Origin of the sequence: Collinsella sp. 1033st1_E11_1033SCRN_220408 (assembly GCF_039062465.1) — a bacterium.
Lineage (GTDB): Bacteria > Actinomycetota > Coriobacteriia > Coriobacteriales > Atopobiaceae > Parolsenella.
Window position 1 is genome coordinate 1 of sequence record NZ_JBCLNF010000014.1, and the last position, 20,978, is coordinate 20,978.

Annotated in this window: 13 protein-coding genes and 1 rRNA gene; 5 read left to right on the forward strand and 9 right to left on the reverse strand. The window is 63.3% G+C overall.

Annotated features, from left to right (window positions below; genetic code table 11):
* Positions 1–982 precede the first annotated feature (982 nt).
* Both ABCN07_RS07525 and ABCN07_RS07530 read left to right on the forward strand, forming a co-directional pair.
* Positions 983–2,443 (forward strand): fructose-specific PTS transporter subunit EIIC, encoded by a 1,461-nt coding sequence (locus tag ABCN07_RS07525; RefSeq protein ID WP_343006091.1) that lies wholly within the window; start codon positions 983–985, stop codon positions 2,441–2,443.
* A 207-nt stretch (positions 2,444–2,650) separates the two neighbouring features.
* Positions 2,651–3,103 (forward strand): fructose PTS transporter subunit IIA, encoded by a 453-nt coding sequence (locus tag ABCN07_RS07530; RefSeq protein ID WP_343006092.1) that lies wholly within the window; start codon positions 2,651–2,653, stop codon positions 3,101–3,103.
* Between the two features lie 237 nt (positions 3,104–3,340).
* Here the strand turns inward: ABCN07_RS07530 and ABCN07_RS07535 are convergent, their stop codons facing one another.
* Positions 3,341–4,099 carry an SDR family oxidoreductase gene (locus ABCN07_RS07535; RefSeq protein ID WP_343006093.1) on the reverse strand — a complete coding sequence of 253 codons (759 nt, stop codon included), beginning with the start codon at positions 4,097–4,099 and terminating at the stop codon, positions 3,341–3,343.
* A 390-nt stretch (positions 4,100–4,489) separates the two neighbouring features.
* Here ABCN07_RS07535 and ABCN07_RS07540 point away from each other — a divergent pair, with 390 nt between their 5' ends.
* Positions 4,490–5,113 carry a hypothetical protein gene (locus ABCN07_RS07540; protein ID WP_343006094.1) on the forward strand — a complete coding sequence of 208 codons (624 nt, stop codon included), beginning with the start codon at positions 4,490–4,492 and terminating at the stop codon, positions 5,111–5,113.
* A 273-nt stretch (positions 5,114–5,386) separates the two neighbouring features.
* On the opposite strand, the gene ABCN07_RS07545 is transcribed toward ABCN07_RS07540, so the two are convergent.
* From ABCN07_RS07545 to carA, 7 genes are all read right to left on the reverse strand, one after another.
* Complete coding sequence (locus tag ABCN07_RS07545; protein WP_343006095.1) at positions 5,387–6,304, reverse strand: alpha/beta hydrolase; 918 nt, start codon at positions 6,302–6,304, stop codon at positions 5,387–5,389.
* Positions 6,305–6,910: 606 nt separating this feature from the next.
* Positions 6,911–8,245 (reverse strand): protein kinase, encoded by a 1,335-nt coding sequence (locus ABCN07_RS07550; protein WP_343006096.1) that lies wholly within the window; start codon positions 8,243–8,245, stop codon positions 6,911–6,913.
* A gap of 94 nt (positions 8,246–8,339) precedes the next feature.
* On the reverse strand, positions 8,340–9,455 hold the full coding sequence (locus ABCN07_RS07555) for an FxLYD domain-containing protein (RefSeq protein WP_343006097.1): 1,116 nt from the start codon (positions 9,453–9,455) through the stop codon (positions 8,340–8,342).
* Positions 9,456–10,034: 579 nt separating this feature from the next.
* Complete coding sequence (gene uvrC / locus ABCN07_RS07560; protein ID WP_343006098.1) at positions 10,035–12,113, reverse strand: excinuclease ABC subunit UvrC; 2,079 nt, start codon at positions 12,111–12,113, stop codon at positions 10,035–10,037.
* A gap of 199 nt (positions 12,114–12,312) precedes the next feature.
* The gene (locus ABCN07_RS07565) at positions 12,313–13,362 is read right to left on the reverse strand and encodes a branched-chain amino acid aminotransferase (protein WP_343006099.1); all 1,050 of its coding nucleotides are present in this window, start codon (positions 13,360–13,362) and stop codon (positions 12,313–12,315) included.
* 278 nt (positions 13,363–13,640) lie between these two features.
* Positions 13,641–16,847, reverse strand: a complete 3,207-nt coding sequence (carB, locus tag ABCN07_RS07570; protein ID WP_343006100.1) for a carbamoyl-phosphate synthase large subunit — start codon at positions 16,845–16,847, stop codon at positions 13,641–13,643.
* Complete coding sequence (gene carA, locus ABCN07_RS07575) at positions 16,847–18,133, reverse strand: glutamine-hydrolyzing carbamoyl-phosphate synthase small subunit (RefSeq protein WP_343006101.1); 1,287 nt, start codon at positions 18,131–18,133, stop codon at positions 16,847–16,849. The genes carB and carA overlap by 1 nt, the downstream gene beginning before the upstream one ends.
* Positions 18,134–18,628: 495 nt before the next feature.
* On the opposite strand from carA, the gene ABCN07_RS07580 reads away from it, so the two are divergent.
* Together ABCN07_RS07580 and ABCN07_RS07585 are read left to right on the forward strand one after the other, a co-directional pair.
* Positions 18,629–19,624 (forward strand): peptidoglycan bridge formation glycyltransferase FemA/FemB family protein, encoded by a 996-nt coding sequence (locus ABCN07_RS07580; protein ID WP_343006102.1) that lies wholly within the window; start codon positions 18,629–18,631, stop codon positions 19,622–19,624.
* 6 nt (positions 19,625–19,630) lie between these two features.
* On the forward strand, positions 19,631–20,539 hold the full coding sequence (locus ABCN07_RS07585) for a PHP domain-containing protein (protein ID WP_343006103.1): 909 nt from the start codon (positions 19,631–19,633) through the stop codon (positions 20,537–20,539).
* A 256-nt stretch (positions 20,540–20,795) separates the two neighbouring features.
* Here ABCN07_RS07585 and rrf read toward each other — a convergent pair.
* A 5S ribosomal RNA gene (gene rrf / locus ABCN07_RS07590) occupies positions 20,796–20,910 on the reverse strand.
* Positions 20,911–20,978 lie beyond the last annotated feature (68 nt).

The following is a 20,978-nucleotide window of genomic DNA, read 5'->3' on the forward strand; positions in this document are numbered from 1 at the left end:
AGGACCTCGGGGGCGTTCGGTTAACTGCGGGAGCGTGCCGTCAGCTCAATGTGTTCGGTTGGGATCGGAAATCAACCTAAATTTACGAAAAGTTGGCCTTCTCCGCACGCGTCGGCCCGGCACAGGCACGGACAGCCGCCCGCATTGAAAGCAGTAGTCCGCGGCACTCGCGAGCCTCCGCTCGGCGCATGCCAAGCAAGACGCGCGTAGTGGGCAATAGCAGACATTCGGCACATTTGACGAGGCTAAGTGTGCTCATTTCGTCGCTCTCGAGGGCCGTCGGCGGAGGCGGGCCGCCGCTCTCGGGGGCCGTCGGCGGAGGCGGGCCATAACGTATTTCCGCGCAAATTGAATGCTATGTGCGCCATGACGCGATGCACACCGTAAGCGAACCACATGTATCCGGGTCTCGGAGGGTAGGCAGCCCGACACTTTTAAACCGGCTACAGACAGCAAAAACGCTGGCGGGCACCCGCCTCGCACACGCTACGTCCGCCCCAGTCGCGCCTGTCGCGCACGTCGTCCGCCTGAACCGCGCACGCGCCCGCCGCGTCCGCCGCACACGTCACGCCCACCCCAGTCGCGCCTGCCGCACGCACACCCACCGCAAGCGCCCGCCGCTCGAGCCACGCACGCGCCCTCACGAGCCGCGGCCAGCGCAGTACCAGCAGCCGCCTCCACAGCAGCGGCAGAGACTCGTCTGCACGTTTGACGGAAAGTCGAAATAATTCTTGACTTTCTCTTCTGTTCTACTTTTCCCAGCAAACGACTAGGGTTAACTGTTTAACTGTTTCCAACGTTTCCCAAGGTAGAACAACGTTTACCGACAAATTCTTGTCGCGAATTCGCTCACGGGATACCTTCTTTAGCGACCAATACTCCAATCGGCCGCACCATCCGTGGCACCAAGTCCGGCACTAGATCCGGACGCCACACCCCTTTCCAGAGGACCAGTGCAAACCGGTATATGAAGGAGGAGAACGTGAAGATCGTAGGAGTAAGCGCCTGCACCGTCGGCATTGCGCACACCTACATGGCTAAGTCCGCCATGGAGGAGGAGTGCAAGAAGCGCGGTTTCGAGTGCAAGATCGAAGCGCAGGGAGGCATGGGCATCGAGGACGAGCTCTCCCAGGAGGACGTCGATTCGGCTGACCTCGTCATCCTCACGACCGACGTGGGCATCGAGGGCGAGGACCGCTTCGAGGCCAAGAAGGCCGAGGGCCGCTTCCACAAGGCCGGCACCGCCGACGCCATCTCTGACGCCGCCGCCGTGATCGACGCCGCCATCGCCGCCGCCGGCATCGACGCCTCCGCGTCCGCCGTCGCCGAGAAGGCCGCCGAGCCCGCCAAGGTCAGCGCCGCCCCCGGTGGTCCCAAGGCCGCTTCCAAGGAGTCCATCTTCGCCGAGCCCGGCAAGACCCTGCTCAACGCCTTCAACACCGGCGTTAGCTACTTCATCCCCATCGTCGTCATCGGCGGCGTGTTCCTGGCCTTCTCCCTCGCCTCCGGCACCGCCGGCGCCAACGGCATGGAGGTCACGAACCCGATCATGGTGAGCCTCAACACCATCGGCATGGCTGGTATCTCCACCATGATCCCGGTGCTGGCCGCCTACATCGCCTACTCGATGGCCGGCAAGCCCGCCCTCGCGCCTGGCTTCGTTCTTGGTTATCTGGTTAACAACGCCGTCACTACGCCGAGCGGCGCCGCCGTCTCCACCGGCTTCCTCGGCGCGATGATCATGGCCGTTCTCTGCGGCTACTTCGTCCGCTGGATGAAGACCTGGAAGGTCAACGACACGATCAACACGATCATGCCGATCCTGATCATCCCGATCCTGACCTCGCTCGTGCTCGGCATGGCCTACATCTACATCCTGGCCACCCCGCTCGGCTTCGTCATGGACTGGCTCACCAGCGCGCTCGGTAGCCTCCAGGGTGGCTCCGCCGTCATCCTCGGCCTCGTCATTGGCGTCATGACCGCGTTCGACATGGGCGGCCCCATCAACAAGACCGCTTCCACGTTCACCATGGCCCTCATGGCCTCCAGCGTCTACGGCCCCAACGGCATGTTCCGCGTCGCCGTCGCCGTCCCGCCGCTGGCCTGCGGCATCGCCTCCCTCGTCGCCAAGAGCAAGTTTGACGACGCCGACCGTCAGATGGGCATCTCCGCCATCTTCATGGGCTGCATCGGCATCACCGAGGGCGCCATCCCGTTCGCGGTCAAGGACCTCGGCCACACCCTCCCGGGCATCTGCATCGGCTCCGCCGTGGGCGCCGCGCTGGCCGCCTTCCAGGGCATCGACTGCTACGTCCCGCACGGTGGCTTCATCGTGGCCCTCGCCACGAACAACGTGGCTCTCTTCTGCCTCGACATCGTGATTGGTGCCCTCGTGGGCGCCGCGATCCTCGTCGCCATGAAGCCGAAGCTCGAGCAGAAGTAAGTTAACTCTCTGCACCTTTTGGACCCTGTCGGCTCACCGGCAGGGTCCTTCTTTGGTTAAATATCCTGTGTTATACTGCCCCGCCGGTCGGGCGCGCGAGGCACCGCAGCCGCTCGCGCGAAGCAGCAACCCAGCAAGCCAGGCAGCAGACCCGCCAGCCAGGCAGCAGCAGCCCACCGCAAGACACGTGAAGAAAGGTATGCACCAATGGCTTTCGTCAACGAGAAGAACGTCCTGCTCCACCAGAATGCCGCCAACAAGGACGAGGCACTCCGCACCATCGCGGACTATGCCGCCACGCTCGGCCTCACCGATGACGCCGATGCCGTCTACGATGCCTTCCAGGCTCGCGAGGGCATCGATAAGACCGGTATGGTCGATGGCTTCGCCGTACCGCACTGCAAGAGCGACGCGGTCAAGGACGCCGCCGTCATCATCTTCAAGAACGAGCAGCCCGTCGAGTGGCCGAGCCTCGACGACAAGCCCGTTGACATCGCCATGGCGCTTCTCATCCCCGAGGGCGAGGCCGGCACCACCCACCTGCGCCTTCTCTCCAAGTCCGCCGTCCTGCTCATGAACGCGGACTTCAAGGCGACCCTGCGCGGCTCCGATGACGCCGCCCAGATCGCCCAGGCGCTGAACGAGGGACTCGGCCTGTAAGGTTTTGGGCAAGCGCCCATAGCACGCGTTAACAGCAGCGGGCCCGGAGGAATCCCCTCCGGACCCGCTTTTTCATGCGTATCGTGCGAGCTTCGCCGGCGACTCGCTCCGAGTATCTCGCGTGGCGGTCGGCCCGGATACCTCGCGCATGACGGTCGATCCGGGCACCTCGCGCGTGACGGCCAGTCCGATAGCCCGCGTATTACGATCGGTCCAACGGTCCGCTCGAACAACTTTCTAGAGCATGGCCCCGAAGTCGCTCACGAGAATCTGGCCGGTGAGGGCGCGCGATTCGTCGCTTGCCAGGAACAGCGCGATGTTGGCGACATCCTCCGGCATGCAGGGCTGCGTGCGGAGGTTGGAGTGCGTGGCCATGGCGCCCATCATGTCGGCGTCCATGTCGGCGGCGGTGGTGCCGGCAACCATCGGGGTCACGATGGTGCCCGGGCAGATGGCGTTGCAGCGGATACCCTCAGCCTGGAAGCGCAGGGCGGTGTGCTTGGTCACGCCGATGACGGCTGCCTTGGTGGAGACGTAGACGGCACCACCGCAACCCTTCTCGCCTGCGACCGAGGCGATGTTCACGATGGACGCGCCGGCAGACATACGCTTGGAAGCAGCGCGCATGCAGCGCATGGTGCCCTTCTGGTTGGTCTCGATGATGCGGTCGAGGTCCTCGTCGGTGAAGCGGTCAATGGGCTTGAGGCCGGACTCAAGGATGCCGGCGTTGTTCACAAGAACGTCGAGCCTGCCGTACTTCTCCTCCACGGCGGCCATGAGACGCTCGGGGTCCTCTGCCTTGGAGATGTCAGTGGCCATGACGAAGGTCTTGCCGCCGGCAGCCTCGATCTCGCCCGCGACCTCCTCGAGCGCGGCCTCGCGACGGGCGGTCATGACGACGGTGGCGCCTTCGGCGGCGAAGAGCCTGGCGATGGCAGCGCCTACGCCGGAGTTTGCGCCCGTAACGACGGCGACCTTGTTCTCGAGCCTGTTCATGGTGATTCCCCTTTCGTTTCCGCGAATGACGGAGGGCACGTTAACGCATGGAGCGCGCCGAGCACGCGACGCTTCGGCATGCGGCGCACCGGTCGTCGGCGGGCGTTGACGCAAACGACGCCCGGCCCGCGGCCGACGCACGCATTTTCGCCCCGAGAGGCGCGTTCCGCGCGACGGCTACGCGAGACGCTAGCTCGGGAAAACGCCGTCGCGACAGGTCGCCACCCCCCTGACGTGTCAACCAAACGGAAAGCCCAATTGAGCGAACGGCGTTCATTTAGCGGTTTTATGCCGTTAGCTGCATTATCCCTTCTTTCTCCCACACCGCAGCGTTAGCAACTGTTATGCTCTCCCCAAAATAGCCTTAATATTTGTAAAGGAGGCGCAGCCATGAGCCAGTCGTTCACTTGGATCAACTTCTCGAAGAGGGAGTACCTGAATCCCGTTCCCTTCAAGAACGACGTCAAGTGGCCCTGTTTCCATCACGTGGGAGCCGAAAGCACGAATGCGGTGCTCACCCTCATGGCTGACGAATGGCGTGGTGACGTTATCGCTTTGGTTGGCGACGCCACCGGCCTCGAGTTCTACGAGCACAAGAACTGTCCCGCAAGCATGCGCCGCTTGCTCGAACTCACCGAGGGCGAAGGGCCCTGGCGTTATGCCGCGCTCTGGTTCTCGGATGTCTCCGGAAGGTTCAAGTGCGCAAAAGGCAAGGTTGGCCGTCAACGTGTAGGCGAGGGCGAGGGCGCCCATCTGGAGAAGCTGCCGTTCGACGGCACCTTCGATAAGGACATCGTGATCTACCCCTACATCGTGAACGAAACAACCCACGAGTACTACAAGCGCAAGTCTAGCCACGCAGACGTTGATCCATTCAGCGACCTGATGATGGTTCATAGCCCTTCGTTTATGGGCGAGGACGTGGGCATTTGGATTGGTGACGACGTCCATCCGGCCAAGGAACCGCCTGTTGGCGACTATCGGGATATCACCGACGTCTATACGGTGGAGTAGCCCAGCGAGATCACGCACCGCGCATCACGCAACGCGTCACGTGTGCCACGCCCCTCGCGCCACGCGTGCGACTCACCTCGCGCCGCACGCCGCGCAACGAGCCACGCACGCCACGCATCTCGTGCCAAACGCGACGCAACGCGCCACGCGTGCCGGATTCATTGCAACGCACATCACACGGCAAGGATAAGCCGCGACAACCCGAACATGGGTTGCCGCGGCTCCGATTTTGTATAGCGCCGCCGGTTTGCACTAAACAGCGCCGTCGTGGCTCTACTCTCTCACGCAACGGTGGACAAAGTCCTCATAAACGTCAATCGCCTCGGGAACGTAAAACTCGGAGCCACCGTGATCTCCGCCCTTGATGAGCACAAGCTCGGCCTTGCGCCCCTGAGCTCGGAGCAGGTTGTAAAAGTCCGTCGACACCTCGCAGTTGACCATGCGGTCCTTCGTACCGTGAACGATAAGCACGGGAGGCATCGGTGTCTCCGACGAAAGATAGGTGTCGGCAGAGATGCGATAGCGAAGCTCGGGGTTTTCGCGCAGGCTGCCACCAGCAAGCGCGCCCTCCGGACTTGTCAGCGAGCCCGCATCGAGCGTTGTGGGATACCCGTCCTCGCGGAGGAAGCTCACCGCCCCGTAGAAATCGAGAACGCCTCGAACGGGAAGATCAGCGGCGGGCAATCCGTTCTCGTCAGGAAGAAGGGTCGCGAGAACGGCCGTGTGTCCACCCGAAGAAGAGCCACCAATGACGATTTTGTCCGGATCAACCGAGAGCTCGTCCGCGTGGTCGGCAACGAATCGAACGGCCGCTTGCGCGTCGTGAACCTGCGCCGGAAAACACGCCATCGATGAGTCGCGATACTCGACCACGGCAACCACGATGCCTCGCTCGGCAATCCTGGCCAGCTGGGGCAGGTTCTTGTAACAGTCCTGCTTTCTCCAGGCAGAACCCTGAACGTAGACGAGGCACGGATAAGTTGGACGCTCCCCCGCCGCCGCATTGAGCGAGTTGCGGCACGTGGGAATCAGCAGCTGAAGGTGCAGCTCGTGATCACCGCGGCAAAGGTACACGACGTCCGGAACATACCGCGAACCCGACTCGTCACCCGTCGTCTCAAGCACACGCGCCCCGTCGGGCACGGCCGCGCACTCGGGAAATTCGTCGTAGGTCCAAGCCTTGATCTCCATGCGTCCCTCCAGCCCCACGCTTGCGAATACCCCGATTGTCGCACGAGAGGCGTCCTTTGCGCACTTCCCCGAGAAGTATGGACATGATTCGCAATCAGCCGAGTAGCTCTCTCATTTGACTCACTGCGACCTGGGGTTTTGCATCTCGGAAGCGCCATGTACCCGGCATAACCAAAAGCGTGTCCATACTTCTCAGGCGAGCTGGGCGTCAAACGAGCTGGTTGCAGAAGGCGAAATCAATGCCCGGGGAGGAAAGCTTAGCAACGGCCACGCCGCGCCAAACGAAAAGTGCGCTAAGTAGGGGGCTAATTCGCAGTGACACGAGTAGACCCGATTTAAAGGAGTTCCCGAGCTGGGGTTTTGCAGCGCGAAACCGTTGTCTACTCGGCAAACCCCGGATTAGCCCCCTACTTAGCGACTTTTGCGAATCAAAAGCCAGCGCCGGTACGCAAAACGTGGCTCGTCGTCCGCATAGCGACGGCTTGCCGCCAGCGGGGACGATATCCCGCCCTACGACAACGGGCCGACGACTGCAAAAGACGCCCCGCCACCCACGAAGCGACGTTTTATCACGCGGGAGAAACCCCGCAGACGCGAGACGGCAGCCTACCGCCTGCAAATGCCGACAAAAACAATGAGCAGCAGCCAGGCAACAACGAAGACTCCGACGCTCACAGCCCGAGCTCGCTTGCGACCCCAACGCCGCAGGATACCAACGTTTGCGAACAACCACCGCTTGTCGAGAAGGACCCAGCCACACACCAGCACCATGCAGGGAAAGAACAGCGCAAACCCATAAACGTTGAGCCAGAGCGGACCAGCGACATAGTACTTTTCGTCAAACAGGCAAATCGCGCAAGCAAAAAGAATGAATGCGGCAGCAAGACATACGAGGACGTTCCGCGCACTCCAAAAGCCCGGCACCGAAGCGCTGAGGTAGCGTTCCCTCATCTCGGTAAGCGTCACGGCAAGCGAGCGAGACCGATCACCAGGCTTTCCGGAATGCTTGCACAAACGCCCATCGGCAACCCCAGGAAGCGCATCGCGCATCTCGGCCGCGCTTTGATAGCGGTCATCGGGATCTAGAGAGGTGGCCTTTGTTATTACGCTGCGCCAAGCAGGAGAAACCTCGGCACAGGCAAAACCGCATTCCCGATCAGCCGGGGTGGCTTCTCGCCCAGTCAGACAGAAAAACGCAAGCATACCCAGGGCGTAGACATCACTGCGGACATCAGTCTGGCCAAAACCGTACTGCTCGGGCGGGGCATAGGAACGAGTCCCGAAATGCGTGGTATCAGCCTCCTCACCCTCGCGCCACACGCGCGCAATGCCGAAGTCGATGAGCACGGGGCAGCACGAGCTCGCGGCACGCCCCGAGCTCGCAGCGGAGCACGAACGCGAGGCAGGTCGCGGACTCGCGGCGGAGCACGAACGAACATCAGGGCAGATGACGTTGCTGGGAGTGAGGTCGCGATGGACCAGCGGCGGCTCAAGCGCGCCATGCAGCTCTGAAACCGCATCACAGATCGCAGGAATGAGCTCGCGTGCGAGCATGTCGCGATCACCAGGCGAGGCATCCTCAACCACCTGCGCGAGCGTCCGCCCCTTGACGTATTCGAGGAGCACTTCAAGAGAGCCGACGTTCTCGCAGCAGTCAATGATACGAGGGAGCTGGCGAAAGCGCATGCCTTGGCGCTGCAGTTTAAAGAGCTCGACGTACGCACAGCCAAGGCCGCTCTCCCGAGAAATGACCTTGCGTACGTACGGGCCGAGCTCAGTCCCCGCGGCAGTCCTCAGCCATACGAGCTCCGTCACCTCGGCGGGAGTGCGCTTGAGCGTGCGCTCCACACGATAGGCGTCCGTGGGCGCGGAAGAGAAGAGCACGGCGCCAAGCGTACCCTCCAGTTGCTCGTGTATGCCATCTGTCGTCTCGATATCCATATCCCCACAATAGCAGGCGAGCGGGACACTAATTCGCATCCCGCTCGCCACATTCGCAATCAAACACACGCCGGACAATACCGTACCGCCGCCGTCAGCAAATCGTCTCTTCCCCAAAGCGATAGAGCTCCTCGTTCACCCTCTGGAGTGAACATCCCCGCTCAAGGCAGAAGATGATGATCGCATCTCGACGGCTCTTGCTATACAGCGAGCTCACCCCGCCCGCCTCGAGCATGCGGTTGGTCTCGCGCAGGGTCAGCGCCATCGCGAAGGCGATCTGAAGCAGCTTGTTGCGGCTAGGATTACGCGTGCCCATGAAGATCTGATAGACAAAGGTCTCGTTGAGGTTTGCCATACGCACGACCTGCGCACGCTCGAGGTTCTTCTCCGCGAGAAGAGCATTGAGGTAGTCAGGGAGCGACGGCTCACCAAGCTGATGAGAGTCGAGAAACGTATCGATGTCGGGCGCCTCGAGCAGCTCCGCGAGGAGCTCCTCCGTCAGTCTTTGGGCCATCTTGCCCCCTCTCCACGAGACCGCGAGCGTCAGATAACAACGCAAGAAGCCAGTGACGTCAGCCAGCTTGTAGGAAGCGACCTTAGCCTGGTCATACATGCCAACCGCCTCAAACTTCCAGGTTCCGCCGGCGTCAAGGTTGCTGGTGTTGGCGTACGCCGCTCCAATCTGGTTGCCATCGGCATCGAACAGGTTATAGCTAACGCTGACGTAGCCGAGCTGAGAATCCGTAAGATTGGTGAACGTGCCGCTGATGGTCGTGGTGTAGTCATCGCCGGTCATCTGCTCGTCGGCGATGGAGTACTTGTCGGCCGTGCCGGACTCCGCAGACGTGCTCGCAGCGGCGGTCGAAGAGCCGTCCTCGGTCGAGATGGTGCCCTTCGTCGCCTCGTCGATGGCAGAGGAGTAGGCGCTCTGCGTGCCGAGGACGATGGCAATGGCGAGGACGTTCACGATAACCGCGGCAATGGAGAAGCCTCGGCCGCCCTTCTTGCCGCGCAGCACGCCCACCAACCCGATGACCGCAAAGACCACGCCAACGAGCGCGAGAACGAACGAGAGGTTGTTGATGATGGGCAAGAACGACGTGACGAGAGCGATAATGCCCAGCACAAGGGCAACGACCGACGCGGCCGACTTGCCCTTCTGCGGATTGTTTGTCTGCTGCGTCTTGTCCTGAGCCTCGGTAGCTTCCATGGGGTCTTCCTTCCTGTTGGGGCTAAACATGAGCCCATCCTAGGAAGCGAAGCGCGCGATTTCATTAGCTGAGAGCTAATTTGTCCCTTATATAACACGTTAAAGCACTACACACATCGCGTGGCGAAGCGGCAGGCAACCAGCTGGCCGGAGCCTGGATGCAGCCCCTCGGGATACCGACGCTGACGAGAGGGCCCCTCGCGCACTCGCCCGAGAAGTATGGACACGGATTGAGGCTTGCCGAGTAGTCCCCCTATTTAACCGCCCGCGACCTGGGGTTTTGCAATTCAAAAAACGCCGCCTACTCGGCAGATGCGAAATCATGTCCATACTTCTCAAGCGAGTTGGATGCGAACAGCGAATTCGGGGCGCGGAGAGGCACGGCACGGCCATTGGTTCGCCCCGCCATGCGAAAAGAACGCCAAGTAGGGGGCTAATCCGCAACGCTCCAAGTAGACCACATTTAAGGGAGTTCGCGACCTGGGGTTTTGCAGCGCAAAATGGCCGTCTACTTGGCCGGTCCCGGATTAGCCCCCTACTTAGCGAGTTTTTCAAGCCAGAGGGGCATCTGCCGCCCTCTTATACCTCGACGTCCTCGTCGTTCGCAGCCTCGCGCGAGGAGTCGAGCTCGGCGTCCCAGGCGCGCAGCGTCTCGTAGACCTCGCGCGCGACCTCGGCGGGAATGCCGGGAACGGCTGCGATGTCCTCCTCGCTCGCCTCGCGCAGGCGCTTCATGCTGCCAAACGCCCGCCTCAGCGCGCGCTTGCGCTTCTCGCCCACACCGGGAATCTCGTCGAGGATTGAGACGGTCATCGCCTTGTCGCGCAGCTCGCGGTGGAAGGTGATGGCGAATCGGTGCGCCTCATCACGCACGCGCTTCACGAGGTAGAGCGAGGCAGAGCCGCTCGGCAGCACCACGGGCATCTCATCCCACGGCACGAACAGTTCCTCGTCGGACTTGGCGAGGCCCGCGATGGGGATGTCCAACCCGAGCTCCCCAAGCTGCGCGATGGCGGCCGTGAGCTGGGGCTTGCCGCCGTCGAGGATGAGCAGGTCCGGACGCGCGCCAAAGCGCTCGTCAGCCATGCGCTCGGGGGCATAGCGCCGCGCGAGCACCTCGCTCATGGAGACGAAGTCGTTCGCCTCGTCGAGCTCCGCGCGGATCTTGAAGCGACGGTACTGGCTCTTGTCGGGCTTGCCTGCCGTGAACACGACCATCGACGCGACGGTGTGCTTGCCGTGGATGGTCGAGATGTCGAAGCACTCGATGCGCATGGGCGGCTCATCGAGGGCCAGGGCGCTCTCGAGCTGTAGCAGTGCCTCGTTCGTGCGCTTGTCCTCGTAACCCGTGCGCAGCTCATAGCGCGCGAGGTAGTGGCGCGCGTTGTTGCGAGCCATCTCCGCGAGGTGCGCCTTCTGGCCGCGCTTGGGCACGTGGAGCTCGACCACGCGACCGCGACGCGCCGTGAGCCAGCCCTCGAGCGTCTCGGCATCCGCGAGCTCGACAGGCACGCAGACCTCGAGCGGGAGGTCGCTCGTCTGGTCGTAGTAGCGCTTGACGAAACCGCTCGCCAGTTCCTCCTCGCCCACGTCGAGGCCCTTGTCGAGCACGAACTCGCAGGTGCGGCTCACGCGCCCCTCACGCACGACGAACACGCAGGCACCCGCGATGGTCTCCTCGCGCCAGAAGCCGATGACGTCAACGTCCTGCGCGCTTCCGAGAACCACGCGCTGCTTGTCGTCGAGGCCATCGATCACCTCGAGGCGACGCTTCACGCGAGCAGCGCGCTCGAAGTCGAGGTCCGCCGCGGCCTCCGCCATCTCGGCCTTGAGCTCGGAGACGAACTCGCCCCTGTGACCTGCAAGGAAGCGCTCGACCTGACTCACGTGCGTGGCGTACTCCTCGGGCGTGATGCACCCGGCGCACACGCCCGGGCCGCGCCCCACGTGATAGTCAAAACAGGGGCGACCGCTCTCCGCCTGCGCGAGCGCCACGACGTCCGTCTGCTCAGGGTGAGCCTCGAGCTGGCGGCGCACGCGCTTCCATTCCGCGCAGGTGGCGACGCACAGCGGCATCACCTTGCGCACCACGTCGATCGTGGCGCGGGCGGCGCGGGCGTCCGTGTAGGGGCCGAAGTAGCGCGTGTCCGGGCGATGGCGCTCACGCGTGTACTTGATCGCGGGATAGACGTCGCCCTTGGTGAGCGCGATGTAGGGATAGCTCTTGTCGTCCTTGAGGTCGACGTTGAAGGGCGGACGATACTGGTGGATGAGGTTGATCTCGAGGACGAGTGCCTCGTGTTCCGAGCCGACCACGACGTAGTCGAAGCTCGCCGTGGCGGCCATGAGGCGCGGCACCATGGGGCGCTCGTCCGTGAGCTGCACGTATTGGCGCATGCGGGCGCGCAGGTTCTTTGCCTTGCCCACGTACAGGACGTTGCCCTTGGCGTCCTTCCACAGGTAGCAGCCGGGGTCGGTGGGGACGAGTGCGACCTGCTCGGCGAGGGAGGGCGCAATGGAGCTGCCTCGCGCGGACGCCGCGTCAGCGGGCGCCTGAGCGAGGGCCGCGTCAAGCTTCTCGGCGTCACCCAGTACGGGCGCGTCATCAGCGGCCGCCAAGGCCTCCACCTCGGGCTTCTCCTGCATCCTGTCCGCCATCACGCCTCCCCTGCGCTCATAGTCACGCGAGAATTGTACCCGGCGAACACACGACGCAAGCGCGGGAGGCGCGGTGGCGCTCCGCCAAGCACGCCAACCGCACCGTCCTCACGTCGTGGCCCACGCGCCTCGCGCCTCACAAAAAACGGCCCCACCGGAGAGTCGGTGGGGCCGCAGGCAACCATCTATGCAGCACGCATTAGCAAATCTTGAAGACCCAGTTGTGCTTGTCCTCGACGGCGCCGGACTGGATGCCGGTCAGCGTCTCGCGGAGCTTCTTCATGACAGGGCCAATCTCGGTCTGGCCAGCCGGGAAGACGACGGTCTCATCCGCGCCATAGACCTTGTTGTCGATCTCGCCCACCGGGGAGATGACGGCAGCGGTGCCGCACATGCCGCACTCGGAGAACTTGCCGCTCTTGACCTCGGCCCACTCGACGGGACGGTTGTCCACGGTCATACCGAGGTCCTCAGCGACCTGGACGAGAGAGCGACGGGTGATGGAGGGCAGGATCGAGTCCGTGTGGCTCTTGGGAACCACGAGGGTGTTACCGTCGACGAACAGGACGTTCGCGCCGCCGGTCTCCTCGACGTAGGTACGGGACTCAGAGTCGAGGTAAAGGTTGTCGGCATAGCCAGTGGCGTGGGCCTCGACGGAGGGCTTCAGGCTCATGGCGTAGTTCAGGCCGGCCTTGATGTTGCCGGTGCCATGCGGCGCAGCACGGTCGTACTCGGAAACACGGAGCTTGACGGACTTGAGGCCGCCCTTGTAATACGGGCCAACAGGGGTGACGAGGATGCGGAAGGTGTACTCGGGCGCGGGGGCAACGCCGATGACGTTGCCAGAGCCGATCATGAACGGACGAACATAGAGCGTGGCACCAGAGCCGAACGGCGGGACCCAAGCGGCATTGGCCTTGACGACCTCCTTGACAGCCTCGACGAAGCGGTCCTTCGGGAACGGCGGCATCTCGAGGCGCTGGGCGGAGTCGTACATACGCTGAGCGTTCTGATCCGGACGGAAGCAGACGATCTCGCCGCTCTCGGTAGTGTAGGCCTTGAGACCCTCGAAGACCTCCTGGCAGTAGTGGAAGATGCCGCCGCACTCGGAGACGTGCAACGTGTGGTCGGAGGTCAGGCCGCCCTCGTCCCACTCGCCGTCCTTCCAGTGGGCCTCATAGCTGTAGTCAGTCTGCATATAGGCGAAGCCGAGGCTTCCCCAGTCCAGGTCCTTCTTCTCAACTGCCATGATCTTGCTCCTTAAAAACCGTTGCGGTCTCTCTGGCCCCGCCGGGCGAGGTCTCCCTGGGTATGCGCGCGGTGTCTCCCCCTGTGTGGCGGCCCCTCCGCGGTAGCCACATAGGATAGCCCTTTTGCGCGAGAGACTACCAAAACGAAGCCGATGCGTAATAGTGACGAAATATGCCGAGCGCACTGTCGGCGAAATGTACATACGAGAGGGGTCCGGCACGGCGCTTGCCAGTCGGACCCCTCAGAATCAGGCTATGTCAGACCTCCTCGGACCCCTTACAGGTCCTGGAGGGCGACGACGTCGAGCTTACCCTCGCGCGCGGTGCGGATGGCCTCGACCATCGCCTGTGCGCCCGGGAGCGTGGTCACGTTGGTGACGCGATAGCGAACGGCGATCTGGCGCAGCGCGTAGAAGTCGTCGCGCGTGTCGTGGCCGCCGGGGGTGTTGATGATGAGCTGGATGTCGCCACCAGAGATCATCGTGCCGATGTTCGGGCGCATCTCGCTCGTACGGCGGACGGTCTTGCACTCGATGCCGGCGGCACGCAGGGCCTTGGCGGTACCAGAGGTGCCCACGAGCGTGAAGCCCATGCCCACCAGGTCGCGCGCAACACCGATGATGGCGCGCTTGTCACGGTCGCGCACGGAGACGAACACGCAGCCCTTCGTCGGCAGACCGTAGCTGATGGCCAGCTGGGTCTTCGCGTAGGCGGCAGGGAAGGTCGGGGCAACGCCCATGACCTCGCCCGTCGACTTCATCTCCGGGCCGAGCGTCATGTCCGCACCGGGGAAGCGATCGAACGGAAGCACGGCCTCCTTGCAGGCGAAGTAGTCGAAGGTGCGGTCCTCAGCCGGGAGGTTGAGGTCACGGATCTTCTCGCCCGCCATGATGAGGGCGGCCATGCGAGCCAGGGGCACGCCGGTCGACTTCGAGGAGAACGGCACGGTGCGGCTCGCGCGCGGGTTGAGCTCAATGACGTAAAGCTGACCGTTGTGGACGGCGTACTGCACGTTCAGCGCGCCCACGACGTGGCAGGCGAGCGCGAGCTTGTGCGTGGTCTCGCGAATCTGAGCGACCATCGAGTCTGCCAGGGAGTACGGCGGCATGCAGCAGGCGGAGTCGCCGGAGTGGATGCCGGCCTCCTCGATCTGCTCGAGGACGCTACCCACGTAGCACTCCTCGCCATCAGCAAGGGCGTCGACGTCGAGCTCGACGGCGGAGTCGAGGAACGAGTCGAGGTAGATCGGGTGGTCCTTGGAGACGCGCGTGGCGGCCTCCATGTAGCTCTTGAGGTGGCGCTCGTCATAGGCGATGACCATGCCACGGCCGCCGAGCACGTAGCTGGGACGGACGAGCAGCGGGAAGCCGATGCGGTGGGCGACCTCGACGGCCTCCTCATAGGTCTCCGCGACGCCGGAGACCGGGTAGGCGATGCCGAGCTCGTCGAGCAGGGCGCTGAAGCGCTCGCGGTCCTCGGCGAGGTCGAGGGCGTCGGGCTGGGTACCCATGATGGGCACGCCGGCGGCCTTCAGACGGGCGGCGAGGTTGATCGGCGTCTGGCCGCCGAGGGTGCAGATAACGCCCTCGGGCTGCTCGATGTCGACGATGTCCATGACGTCCTCGAACGTCAAGGGCTCGAAGTAGAGGCGATCAGAAGTGTCGTAGTCCGTGGAGACGGTCTCGGGGTTGCAGTTGACCATGACCGTCTCATAGCCCTTGTCGTGCAGGGCGTAGGCAGCGTGGCAGCAGCAGTAGTCGAACTCGATGCCCTGGCCGATACGGTTCGGGCCGGCGGAGAGGATCATCGCACGCGGCTTGTCGGCGGCGCGACGCTCCGTATCGCCCCACTCGTAGGTCTTGTAGTGGTAGCTCGTGCGCGCCGGGAACTCACCGCCGCAGGTGTCGACCGTCTTGATGACGGGAACGATGCCCTTGGCCTTGCGCCAGGTACGAACCTCGAGCTCGGTCGAGCCAGTGAAGTGGGCGATTTGCTCGTCCGAGAAGCCCATCTGCTTGACGGAGCGCATGTCGCGACCGGAAATCTCGGTGAGCTTGTGGCCGGCAAGCCACTTCTCGGTGTCCGTGAGGTTGCGCAGGTGGCTGAGGAACCACGGATCGATGCCCGTGAGCTCGTAGAGATCGTCGATCTCCCAGCCACGACGAAGCGCCTCGATGACGTAGTAGATGCGCTGGGCGGTGGGCACCGAGACGCGCTGGCGGAAGTCAGGCACGTCGAAGAGCGCCGGGTTGTCCGCACCGAGCATGTTCTCGCCAACCTCGAGCGAGCGCATGGCCTTGTTGAAGCTCTCCTCGAAAGTGCGGCCGATGGACATGACCTCGCCCACGGCCTTCATACGCGTGGAGAGAGTCTCGTCCGTGCCCTTGAACTTCTCGAAGGCGAAGCGCGGGACCTTGACGACGCAGTAGTCGATGGAGGGCTCGAAGCAAGCCGGCGTGGCCTGCGTGATGTCATTCTTGACCTCGTCGAGCGTGAGGCCCACGGCAAGGCGAGCGGCGACCTTGGCGATCGGGAAGCCCGTGGCCTTGGAAGCAAGTGCTGAGGAGCGGCTCACGCGCGGGTTCATCTCGACGACGATGATGCGGCCATCCTCGGGGTTCACGGCAAACTGCACGTTGGAGCCACCGGTGGCGACGCCGACCTTCTCGAGAATCGCGAGCGAGGCGTCGCGGAGGCGCTGGAGCTCCATGTCAGAGAGGGTCTGGGCAGGAGCGACGGTGATGGAGTCGCCCGTGTGGACGCCCATGGGGTCGAGGTTCTCGATGGAGCAGATCACGATGCCGTTGCCGGCGCAGTCGCGCATGACCTCCATCTCGATTTCCTTCCAGCCCTGGATGGACTCCTCCACCAGGACCTCGCCCTCGGGCGACAGATCGATACCCTGGGCAACGATGCGACGCAGGTCGTCCATGTCATAGGCGATGCCGCCGCCGGCGCCACCGAGGGTGAAGCTCGGACGGATGATGACGGGGAAGCCGAGGTTCTCGACGATACGCTCGGCGTCCGCCACGGAGTAGGCGAAGCCGCTCTTGCAGATGTGCAGGCCGATGTCCTCCATAGCCTCGGCGAAGAGCTTACGGTCCTCACCGATGCGAATGGACTCGGTGTTGCAGCCGATGACCTCGACGCCGTACTTGGAGAGCACGCCCATCTCGTCAAGCTCGATGGCGCAGTTGAGGCCCGTCTGGCCACCCATGTTGGGCAGGAGGGCGTCGGGACGCTCGCGCTCGATGATCTTTGCGACGGCATCCGTCGTGATCGGCTCGACATAGGTGCGGTCAGCGATGTTCGGGTCGGTCATGATGGTCGCCGGGTTGGAGTTCACGAGAATGACCTCGTACCCAAGCGCCTTGAGGCTCTCGCACGCCTGCGTGCCGGAGTAGTCGAACTCGCACGCCTGGCCAATGACGATCGGACCAGAGCCGATGACCAGGATCTTCTTAATGTCAGTACGCTTCGGCACTAGAAGCGCCTCCCCTCACGGACGTCGATGGCAAGATAGTTGGGGTCACCCTCAATGAGGCGACGGAAGGCCTCGAACATGTAGGCCGCGTCCTTCGGGCCGGGCGAGGCCTCGGGGTGGTACTGGGCGGAGAAGGCCGGGATGTCGAGGAACTGGATGCCCTCGGGCGTGCCATCGTTGAGGTTCACGTGCGTAAGGCGGATGCGACCGAAGCGCTCGTTGTTCACCACGGGCGCGATGCGGCGCTCGCTCCAGAAGCGGAGATCCTGAGTGTTGGCGGCGTTCCAGGCGTCGACGACTTCCTGGCCGCCGGAGAGCTCGACATCAATCTCGCCGAGGCTCGAGAACACGAGGCCGTAGTTGTGGTTCTGGGCGGTGACCTCGACCATGCCGGAGAGCAGGTTCATGACGGGCTGGTTGCCACCATGGTGGCCATAGGGCAGCTTCTCGATCTGGGCGCCCGCAGCCTGGCAGATCATCTGGTGGCCTAGGCAAATGCCGAAGACGGGCACCTTGCCCAGAAGCTCCTCGGCACAGCGAGCGGGCTCCGGGAGCTCACGCGGGTCACCGGGGCCGTTGGAGAGGAAGACGCCGTCGGGGTTCTCGGCAAGGATCTTCTCCGCCGGGGTGTCCCAGGGCACGACGTGCATGTCGATTCCCACGCCAACGACGCCGCGCAGGATGCCAAACTTCTCACCGCAATCGAGAGCGGTGACGCGCAGACGCTTGCGCGGGTGGTTGATATCGACGAGCGCGTTGACGTCATAGGGCTCCGCGGTGGAAACCTTGGCAACCCAGTTGGTCTCGGAGATGGAGGGCGCGGCCTTCACGCGGGCAACGAGGCTCGCCGGGTCAAGGTCCTCAGTGGAGATCGCGCAGCGCATGGTGCCGGTATCGCGAACACGCAGCGTGATTTCACGCGTATCAACGCCCTCGATGCCAACGATGCCGTGCTCTGCGAGGAAATCGGGGAGCGATCCGATGCTCCGCCAGTTATTGGGCGTGTGGCACATATCGCAGACGACTACGCCCGCGAGGTCGACGCCATCAGACTGCATGTCCTCGGGACAGACGCCATAGTTGCCAATCTGGGGATACGTAAAGGTCACGACCTGACCCGCGTAGGACGGATCGGAGATGACCTCCTGGTAGCCCGACATGGCCGTGTTAAAGACGAGCTCACCGAAGGTCTCGCCAGTGGCGCCCACCGAAAGGCCCTCGAAGGTGGTGCCGTCCTCGAGCGCGAGAAGCGCCTTGGGGGCATCCGTTGCGAGCAGTGGATTCACGCGTTCCCCTTTCTTTTGGGTTCGCGCGGTATGAAAACGACGCCCGGACTCAAGGCCGAGGCACAAAAAAAGAGGCGCCCGACTCGTGACCGAGGGCGTCCCCACAAGACGAGCGCACGCCTGCCGCGCGCCCTTTGGCCCAGCGAAAACCCGGCATGTCCAACGCCGAGTCAGGCCGTATTGCCTTGCAGGTATCCCGTACCGTGCTTAAAGGTCTAAGGGATTATAAGACCAGCAGAGTGTCTCGCAAGGATAACTTTATGTTAGGCACCCAAATATAAATGCAGGTAGCGCAGGTAAGACGCCGGTTATGCAGTCCCACCCACCGAATATCCACGCCTCTCCACGACACGTCCCCAGGTGGCGACGCCTGACTCGTCTGGTTTCGCCGTGGTTCCTCCTTCCCCGCGCATCAGCCGCGCCCGACCTGGCTAGAATTGAGGGTCAGAAACAATGCGAACTACGCTGCAGCATGAACGAGACACAGGAGCGCACGTGATCGAAGCCAACGACATCACCGTTGAGGAACTCGAGACAAAGGCCATTGAGCTCGGGGTCAACCTTCCCATCGAGCAGACCGCCGTCTGGGCGGGCTACCAGGCCACCATCGACGGGCGCACCCCCTGGGGCGCCGTCGAGCTCACCCAGGACGGCCGCACGATCGCCCTCGTGAGCCTGTTCGACTACGAGACCCATGGCTATCACTACCTACGCTCCAACCACGCTCCTGTCTGGGTCGTTGAGCCCAGCGAGGAGCTCGAGGGCCAGGCGATCGACGCCCTCGCTGCCCACGTTCGCGCGAAGGACAAGCGCCAGAAGTTCATGCGCATCTCCATCAAGGCCGAGCTCGCCTCGACCACGCCCGTACTCTCCGGCATCCCCTATGACCACACCGTCGTGATCGACGTCACCGGCGGAGATGAGGAAATCCTCTCCCGCATGAAGCCGCGCGGTCGCCGCGACGTTCGCAAGGCCCTTCGCGAGAGCCCTGTCACCTGCGCCGACGAGACCGAGCTCGCCTCCAAGAGCTTCGAGGAGTACTACGACGTCATGCGCGAGACCGGCGAGCGCGACGGCTTCACGCCCGCACCCTGTTCGGACTACGAGGACATGATCCGCATCCTCGGCCCCGAGCACTGCCGTGTCTACGCCGGCAGGCTCGATGGCCGCGTCGTCACCTGGTCGCTCGTCACCATTAACGGCACCCGCGCCGTGCGCTATTACGGCGCCAGCCGCAACGAGACCATGCGTCAGCACGTGACCGACAAGCTCGTCTACTTCGAGTGCTGCGATCTCGGCACCAACCAGGGCTGCCTCGACTACGACATGATGGCGATTGGCAGCGAGTTCTCGCCCAAGCTCATGGGCCTGAACGAGTTCAAGACCAAGTTCACCAAGCAGGTCGCCGAGGTGGCGCCGGATCGTGACGTCCCCCTCCACGGCCTGTTCTATAAGGCGCTCGTAACCGCCAAGAAGCTTCGCGATCGATAGGTAGCCATGGACACGCCAATCGTCGACTGCCACACCCACACGTCGTTCTCAGACGGGACATCAACCTTCGAGGAGAACGTGCGGGCAGCGGCGGCGGCCGGTTGCCGCGTCCTCGTCTCCACAGATCACCTGACGCTCCCCGCAAGCCTGGACGAGTCGTGCGAGGCGCAGGTGCCCCTCGCACGACTCGTCGAACACCGCGCTGCATTCGAGGCAGCACGCGGCCTCGCAAGCGAGATTGCGCCTGAACTAGAGTTCGTCTACGGCTTCGAATGTGACTGGTATCCCGGCTGCGAGGAATATGTGCGCACCTGGAGCGAGGGCGCCATCGTCCGCCTCGGAAGCGTGCACTACATCGGGAACCCCGGCGACATCGCCACGGGAGCCGCCGGGCAGCCGGGTACCGAGGGAACGTCCCAGGCATACCAAATCTGCCCGGGCTCCGGATGGATCGACTACAACGAGGACAAGCACGTCTGGGAGGACCTAGGGCCAGACGAGGTCTGGCGTCGCTATGTGAACGCCTGGTGTCACGCCTGCGAGAGCCCGCTCGAATTCGACAGCATGGCTCACCCCGACCTTGCCACCCGATTCGCAAACGAAGGATTCACGACGACAATCGATCTCTCCCGCCTTTGGGACCAAATGGTCGAATGCGCCCATGACACCGGACGAAGGGTAGAGGTTTCCACCGCCGGTCTCAGGAAGACGACAGCGAGCTACTATCCGAGCGCGGGCCTCTTGCACCGCTTCGCCAAAGCCGGCGTGCCCATCACGACCGGCTCTGACGCCCATAGGGCCGTCGATGTCTGCTGGGGTATCCAAGGGGCCTACCGCTATGCATATGCCGCTGGATATAGGTCGATAGAGGTTCCGCACGCGGACGGATCCTGGGAGTCAGTCGAGATCCAGTAAGACACTCGGCAAGTCATTGTGCCAAAACAAATAGAGGCCCGGAGCAAATCGCCCGGGCCTCTACGCATTTCAAAGTGAAACATAAAGATGCAAACCGAATAACCGTAGCCAGTCCTTTGAAAGGGGGAGTCGAATCGGATCGAAAGCGGTAGCCGATGCGACACGACGTGACTACAAGCAATCAAAGAGCCACGAAACAAGAGGACCCCGCCACCACGCGGGTGACGGGGCCCTCGGCACGCAAATGCCCCTCGTTGGTCAGCGACGTCCTGCTCTCCCACGGACTACTCCGCAGTACCATCGGCGCTAGGGGGCTTAACTTCCGGGTTCGGAATGGGACCGGGTGTACCTCCCCCGCCATGGTCGCTGACCAACGAGGGGCATTCGGTTTTCAGGGGGCGGGTTCCGCCCGGTGCCCTGGGGGCCGCACAGCGCAGCG

What these genes read in the sequence shown, in the direction of transcription:
- ABCN07_RS07530 (WP_343006092.1), top strand. Translation starts at nt 2,651, where the DNA reads ATGGCTTTCGTCAACGAGAAGAACGTCCTGCTCCACCAGAATGCCGCC.
- ABCN07_RS07535 (WP_343006093.1), bottom strand. Translation starts at nt 4,099, where the DNA reads ATGAACAGGCTCGAGAACAAGGTCGCCGTCGTTACGGGCGCAAACTCC.
- ABCN07_RS07540 (WP_343006094.1), top strand. Translation starts at nt 4,490, where the DNA reads ATGAGCCAGTCGTTCACTTGGATCAACTTCTCGAAGAGGGAGTACCTG.
- ABCN07_RS07545 (WP_343006095.1), bottom strand. Translation starts at nt 6,304, where the DNA reads ATGGAGATCAAGGCTTGGACCTACGACGAATTTCCCGAGTGCGCGGCC.
- ABCN07_RS07550 (WP_343006096.1), bottom strand. Translation starts at nt 8,245, where the DNA reads ATGGATATCGAGACGACAGATGGCATACACGAGCAACTGGAGGGTACG.
- ABCN07_RS07555 (WP_343006097.1), bottom strand. Translation starts at nt 9,455, where the DNA reads ATGGAAGCTACCGAGGCTCAGGACAAGACGCAGCAGACAAACAATCCG.
- uvrC (WP_343006098.1), bottom strand. Translation starts at nt 12,113, where the DNA reads ATGGCGGACAGGATGCAGGAGAAGCCCGAGGTGGAGGCCTTGGCGGCC.
- ABCN07_RS07565 (WP_343006099.1), bottom strand. Translation starts at nt 13,362, where the DNA reads ATGGCAGTTGAGAAGAAGGACCTGGACTGGGGAAGCCTCGGCTTCGCC.
- ABCN07_RS07585 (WP_343006103.1), top strand. Translation starts at nt 19,631, where the DNA reads ATGGACACGCCAATCGTCGACTGCCACACCCACACGTCGTTCTCAGAC.